This is a genomic window from Gracilibacillus oryzae, from assembly GCF_009498735.1.
In the GTDB taxonomy this organism is placed as follows: Bacteria; Bacillota; Bacilli; order Bacillales; family Amphibacillaceae; genus Gracilibacillus; species Gracilibacillus oryzae.
In genome coordinates this window covers 1-6,403 of record NZ_ML762467.1, presented here as the reverse complement: position 1 = coordinate 6,403, position 6,403 = coordinate 1, and the positions used below count along the sequence as shown (strand labels likewise).

5 protein-coding genes are annotated in these 6,403 nt (G+C 40.4%); all 5 read left to right on the top strand.

Annotated elements, in window-relative coordinates:
* A partial coding sequence (locus F9U64_RS23315) for a hypothetical protein (protein WP_228275866.1) occupies positions 1-238 on the top strand: 238 nt, incomplete at its 5' end.
* 44 nt (positions 239-282) lie between these two features.
* Positions 283-1,245 carry a D-2-hydroxyacid dehydrogenase gene (locus tag F9U64_RS22410; RefSeq protein WP_153407119.1) on the top strand — a complete coding sequence of 321 codons (963 nt, stop codon included), beginning with the start codon at positions 283-285 and terminating at the stop codon, positions 1,243-1,245.
* 225 nt (positions 1,246-1,470) lie between these two features.
* Positions 1,471-2,598: an MFS transporter gene (locus tag F9U64_RS22405; RefSeq protein WP_153407120.1), complete on the top strand. Its 1,128-nt coding sequence runs from the start codon at positions 1,471-1,473 to the stop codon at positions 2,596-2,598.
* A 206-nt stretch (positions 2,599-2,804) separates the two neighbouring features.
* Positions 2,805-5,795: a formate dehydrogenase subunit alpha gene (gene fdhF, locus F9U64_RS22400; RefSeq protein ID WP_153407118.1), complete on the top strand. Its 2,991-nt coding sequence runs from the start codon at positions 2,805-2,807 to the stop codon at positions 5,793-5,795.
* Complete coding sequence (locus F9U64_RS22395; RefSeq protein WP_153407117.1) at positions 5,770-6,261, top strand: helical membrane plugin domain-containing protein; 492 nt, start codon at positions 5,770-5,772, stop codon at positions 6,259-6,261. Before fdhF ends, F9U64_RS22395 begins: the two co-directional genes overlap by 26 nt.
* Positions 6,262-6,403: the final 142 nt, after the last annotated feature.

Sequence of the window (6,403 nt, the reverse complement as noted above, 5' to 3'; positions counted from 1 at the left end):
GAACACAGTAGTTAAGCTCTTCAGCGCCCATGGTAGTTGGGGCCTTGCCCCTGCAAGAGTAGGACGCTGCCAGGCAACAGAAAAAACCTTTAAGAGAATCTCTCTTAAAGGTTTTTTTATATCCTTTTTCATCTCAAAGATTACAAATCCATTATTTAATATCAATACATCCTATCTTCAGAAAAAGGAAAATAGGAATCCGGTGTCTATAATGATAAAATCTTCAATAAAATGTTAAGATATAATCAAACGCGGGTAGTTATATAAAGAAGGAGGGCTTTTATGAAAAAGAGAACATTAGCAATCAACGCCAATCTTGAGGGAAAATTGATCGATGAGATCAAACAGGTTATTCCAGATTGGGAAGTAACAGCCGACAAGGATCCAGACAAAATAAAAAATGAACTTGAATCAGCAGAAATAGTATTACACTGGAGGAAGGCAGCGGAACCGATTTTGCTGGAAAACAATAATCAGCTTAAATGGGCTCAAACATTTAGCGCAGGAGTTAACAGTCTTCCGCTTGAAAAGTTACAGCAAAAAAATGTGGCTTTGACCAGTGCCAATGGGATCCACGCTTATCCTATTTCCGAAACAATATTTGCACTCATGCTCGCCTTAACTCGCAATATTCATACATATGTCCGCCAGCAAGAAAAGAAAACATGGCACCATGCTGGACTGAAATTAGAAATTCATAAAAAAACAATCGGTATTATCGGTGTTGGTGCCATTGGCCAGGAGACGGCTAAAATAGCAAAAGCTTTTGGGATGAAAGTTCTCGGTGTCCGTCATTCCGGAAAACAGACAGACAATGTTGATGAAATGTATACTCCTGACAAGCTGGCGGATCTTTTGCCACAATGTGATTATGTGGTGATTACACTTCCACTGACAGAAGAAACAACTGGAATGTTCGGGAGAGAAGAATTTCAGCAAATGAAGAAGAGCGCTTTCCTTATTAATATTGGCAGAGGGAAAATAGTGAAAGAAGACGAACTTATTCATTCTTTAAAAGATGGGGAGATCGCTGGTGCTGGACTGGACGTGTTTGAGGAAGAACCTTTACCGGAAAAAAGTCCGTTATGGGAGATGGAAAATGTGATTATTACTCCACACACAGCGGGAGCAACAGAATATTATGACGAGCGTGTGATACGTGATATATTTATCCCTAATCTAAAGCATTATCTTGAAACGGGTGAGCCGAATGTGAATGTGGTAGATTATAAGAAGGGTTATTAATTAGTAGAGAAGGCGGGGATAAGGGACATCTTCCGCCTTTTTCATTTGGATTGCTGCCTGGTGCGCATAAGTCAAAAAAAGCTGAATTATTGTCCTTATTGGTAGTAACACACAGTCTATTACGTTATAATATATTTCGACTATCGAAATAAAGGAGTCTTGCATGTGAGTTTCTCTCAACAGAAAAAAGAAAAGATCTGGACAAAGGATTTTGCCTTAATCTGTATGGCAAATTTTTTTATCTTTTTAGGTTTTCAGATGACATTACCGACAATTCCTCTATTTGTACAGCAATTAGGCGGAAATGATCAGTTAATCGGTCTTATTACAGGTATTTTTACATTTTCAGCATTTGTTTTGCGCCCGACTGCCGGACACGCATTAGAGTCTAAGGGAAGACGGTATGTATATATGATCGGGCTTGGGATATTTGTTATTTCAATCGGCTCCTATGCCTTTATTACAAGTATTGTCTTTTTGTTTATGATGCGGATTGTTCAAGGGTTAGGCTGGGGTTTCTCGACAACAGCTACAGGTACCATTGCGACAGATCTGATTCCGGAAAAAAGACGCGGCGAAGGGATGGGTTATTTTGGTCTGTCAGGCAATATAGCACTTGCTGTCGGACCGGTGTTGGGGCTGACCTTATATAATTATATCTCATTTATGTCCCTTTTTCTGATTTGTGCAGCATTAGGTATAGTTGCTTTTTTACTGTCAAGTCAGATCAGGTACAAGCCTGTGGATCCTGAAGCAAAAAAAGCTGTCCCGCCGCGATTTGATGTATTGGAAAAAAGTGCACTGCGCCCCTCTTTATTATTATTTTTTATAACCTTTTGTTTTGGAGGGATCGCTTCTTTTCTGCCGTTATATACCAATCAGGAAGGAATCGCGGGAATTGAATTATATTTTCTCATTTATGCTCTTTTCTTAATGATTACCAGAGCATTTGCAGGGCAATTATATGATCGGAGAGGACATAAAGCTGTTTTTGTTCCCGGAGCATTTTTAATCTTGGTGGCAATGGTATTTCTAGCATGGCTGCCAAATTCTTTTGTTCTGTATACTGCAGCAGCGTTGTACGGATTAGGATTTGGAACAGTCCAGCCGGCACTTCAGGCGTGGGCCATCAATCAGTCACCAGCGAATCGGAAAGGGATGGCAAATGCCACATTCTTCTCTTTCTTCGATCTCGGGGTAGGGATTGGGGCAATTGGCTTCGGTTTGATTGCCTCCGCATTTGGCTATCGTTTTATTTATGCTACAGGTGCTGGTTCTGTGACAATTGCGATCATATTATATGTCATGTTATTACTGAAAGACAGAAAAGCGAAACAACAGGAAGCAGTTTGATTAGGAAACTGCTTCTTTTTTTTGTAATAATATAAAACGCCTTATCACTATTTCTATTCAAATCATCCTCAACTAAAAAGCAACAATCTATTCCACAAAAACAAAGTAGAAACTTCTTCTTTAAAATTTCACAATACATGTAATACAAATGTTTCAATTGTTAATACTTATAATATGTCTGAATATTTTCAAGGAGGTGGGGAAGCGTGGGAGATACAAGCTTTACCCTCAAAGTGAATGACAGCAATATAACCGCAAAGAAAGGGCAGTCGATTTTAGAAGCAGCCCTTGAGAATGATGTGTACATTCCTGGAATTTGTTCATCACAACCTGATCTGGGGATTGGTGTGATTCAAACATGTGACACTTGCTATGTAGAAGTAAATGGTGAATTGATGCGGGCCTGTTCAACTGATGCGCAACCGGATATGGTGGTGAATTCTGTCTCCGGAGTTGCCAAAGAGGCACAATTGGAAGGGATGTCACGGATTCTAAAAAATCATGAGCTCTATTGTACGGTTTGCGACAATAATAATGGAAATTGTGTTGTACATAACACCGCCGAATATTTGGAAATCGAACATCAAAAATATGAATTTCAGGCAAAGCCTTATCCGCCAGACACTTCACACCCGTTTTACCGGTATGAACCTGATCAATTCATTCTTTGTGGTTTATGTGTAGAAGCTTGTCAGGATCTGCAGGTCAGTGAAGTGCTGAGTATTGACTGGGAAAGAGAACAACCAAGAGTAATTTGGGATGACGATGTACCAATTGATGAATCTTCTTGTGTTTCTTGTGGACACTGTGTAACAGTTTGCCCGTGTAATGCATTAATGGAAAAAACGATGCTTGGTAAGGCTGGTTTCCTGACTGGAATGGCCAAAAACATGCTTGAGCCTATGATTGACCTGACTAAAGAAGTGGAGCCGGGTTATAAAGAGATTTTTGCCATTTCCAATGTAGAAGCGACAATGCGGGAAGACCGGATTCAGAAAACGAAAACAGTCTGTACGTATTGTGGTGTCGGGTGCAGCTTTGAAGTCTGGACAAAAGGAAGAGATATTTTACGAGTACAGCCCAAAGAAGACGCCCCTGTTAATGGCATTTCCACATGTGTAAAGGGAAAATTCGGCTGGGATTTTGTCAATAGTGAGGAACGCTTAACCAAACCGCTGATTAGAAAAGGGGACAAGTTCCATGAAGCAACTTGGGAAGAAGCACTTAATCTTATGGCAGAAAAGTTCCAATCTATTAAAGAAAAAGATGGAGCAGATGCCCTTGGATTCATTTCCTCATCCAAATGTTCCAATGAAGAAAATTACTTATTTCAAAAGCTTGCCCGTTCTGTGTTTCAAACAAACAATATTGATAACTGTTCAAGATACTGTCAGACACCGGCTTCCGCTGGTTTAATGCGGACAGTTGGAATCGGTGGTGATTCAGGAACAATAGAGGATATTGCTGTTGCGGATTTAATCATGGTAGTAGGAGCCAATCCAGCCGAATCTCATCCCGTTTTGTCAACAAGAATCAGACGAGCACATAAGTTAAATGGGCAGAAGCTGCTTGTTTCTGATTTGCGGAAACATGACCTGGCTGAACGTGCTGATTTATTTATCCACCCTAATCCTGGTACAGACCTTGTCTGGTTGTCAGCTGTCACTAAGTATATCCTTGATCAAGGCTGGGAGGATGCGAAATTTTTACAAGACCGTGTCAACCAAGTGGAAGATTACAAAAAATCTCTAGAAAAGTTTACGTTAGAATATGCTGAGAAAGTAACAGGATTAGCAAAAGATACATTGATTCAAGTGGCAGAAATGATCCATGAATCAAATGGGACATGTATTCTCTGGGCAATGGGTGTTACCCAGCATATGGGCGGAACAGACACCAGTACAGCAATTAGTAATTTGCTTTTAGTAACAGGAAACTATGGAAAACCAGGTGCTGGAGCATTCCCGCTTCGTGGTCATAATAATGTGCAGGGTGCCAGTGATTTCGGAACAATGCCTAACTGGCTGCCAGGTTATGAACCGGTGGAAAATGATGAAGTTCGCTCCAAATATGAACAGGCATGGAATACGACGATTCCTAAAAAACCAGGATTGAATAACCACCAGATTGTTGAAGCGATAACTGATGGTCGAGTAAAAGGAATGTATCTTTTCGGTGAGGAAATGGGTCTTGTTGATTCCAATATCAACTATGTTCATGAAGCGTTTGAGAAGCTGGAGTTCTTTGTTGTTCAGGATATCTTCTTTTCCAAAACAGCCGAGTTCGCGGATGTTGTCTTACCGGCAGCACCTAGTTTGGAAAAAGAGGGAACATTTACTAATACCGAACGTAGAATTCAGCGTTTCCATCAAGTATTAGAGCCGCTCGGGGACAGCAAGCCTGATTGGGAAATTTTCCGGGATTTTGCCAATAAGTTAGGTGCTGACTGGAAGTACTCGCATCCATCTGAAATTATGGATGAAGCAGCACAGCTTGCTCCGATTTTTGCAGGAGTCAAATATGACCGCATGGAAGGTTGGGACAGTCAAATCTGGCCAGTGAAACCTAACGGTGAAAGTACGCCGCTTCTGTACAAAGATAAATTCAAGTTTTTAGACGGGAAAGCGAGACTATTCCCGGTTGACTGGACACCGCCAATGAAATATGAAGATGAATTTGATCTGCATTTAAATAATGGTCGACTGCTTGAGCAATTCCATGAAGGTAATATGACCGATCGTTCCGAAGGTATCCATCATATTGTTCCAGGTCCGTGGTTAGAGGTATCCATGGAATTAGCTAAGGAACGCAATATAGAGACAGGTTCGCTTGTCCGCTTAATCTCTCCTTATGGAAAAGTGAAAATCCGTGTGTTGGTAACAGACAGAGTGACAGGAAAAGAATTATATTTGCCAATGAATACAGCAGATGGCGAAAAAGCAGTCAATAAATTAACAAGCAGTTATTATGATAAAGATACACATACACCGAATTATAAAGAAGCGAAGGTGAAAATGGATCTGCTTGAACAAAAAGGTGAATCGCCATTGCCTCAACACAATTTCCGATTTGGAAACCCACAGCCTCATATTGGTGTGGAAGTTGAGAAGAAATGGAAACGAGCAGATTTCACCCCAATACCAGAAACACTAAAAAGTGAGGGGGTTTACAATGGCCAAAGCGATCAGGCAAATTGAGCGGATAGAAAGCAATGTGAAAGAAGAACGTGCGGAAGATCTATCAGCAATCTTAAATAAGATTGCTGATAATCGGGAGGCGATTGAAGAGGCGATTGAAATTATAGAAGAACTTCATAATGCAGAAGTTCTTCCGGCATTGAAAGCCATTTTAAAGACACGCCAGAAAGTTGGTGCGATCGCAATCGAACAAATCAATCAGCCAGGTATGCATAATGTGATAAAAAACGCAATGACAATGTTTACTCTCCTTGCATCAATTGATTCGGCACAGTTACAGCAATTGGCTGGCGGATTAACTGAAGGAGTAGAAAAAGCATCAGAAAGTACGAAACAAACCGAAGATGCAAGTTTATGGAGTTTATTAAAGGCTACGAAAGACCCCAATGTGAAACGGTCACTTAACATGATGATCAACTTTTTAAATGGTATGGGTGAAGGATTAGCGAAAAAACAATCTCATTAAGTAAGGATGTGCAGCAATGATTACCCATAAATTTTCTATTCCAAATGTTAAAAAAGAAGATGAAGCAAAGATTTCAGAAGCTTTGCACGATGTGTGGGGAGTACGTAATGTGAAAATTAATGTACAGACAAAAGAGGTCATT

Coding starts and splice junctions, on each gene's coding strand:
- F9U64_RS22410 (WP_153407119.1), top strand. CDS start 283: ATGAAAAAGAGAACATTAGCAATCAACGCCAATCTTGAGGGAAAATTG.
- F9U64_RS22405 (WP_153407120.1), top strand. CDS start 1,471: ATGGCAAATTTTTTTATCTTTTTAGGTTTTCAGATGACATTACCGACA.
- F9U64_RS22395 (WP_153407117.1), top strand. CDS start 5,770: ATGGCCAAAGCGATCAGGCAAATTGAGCGGATAGAAAGCAATGTGAAA.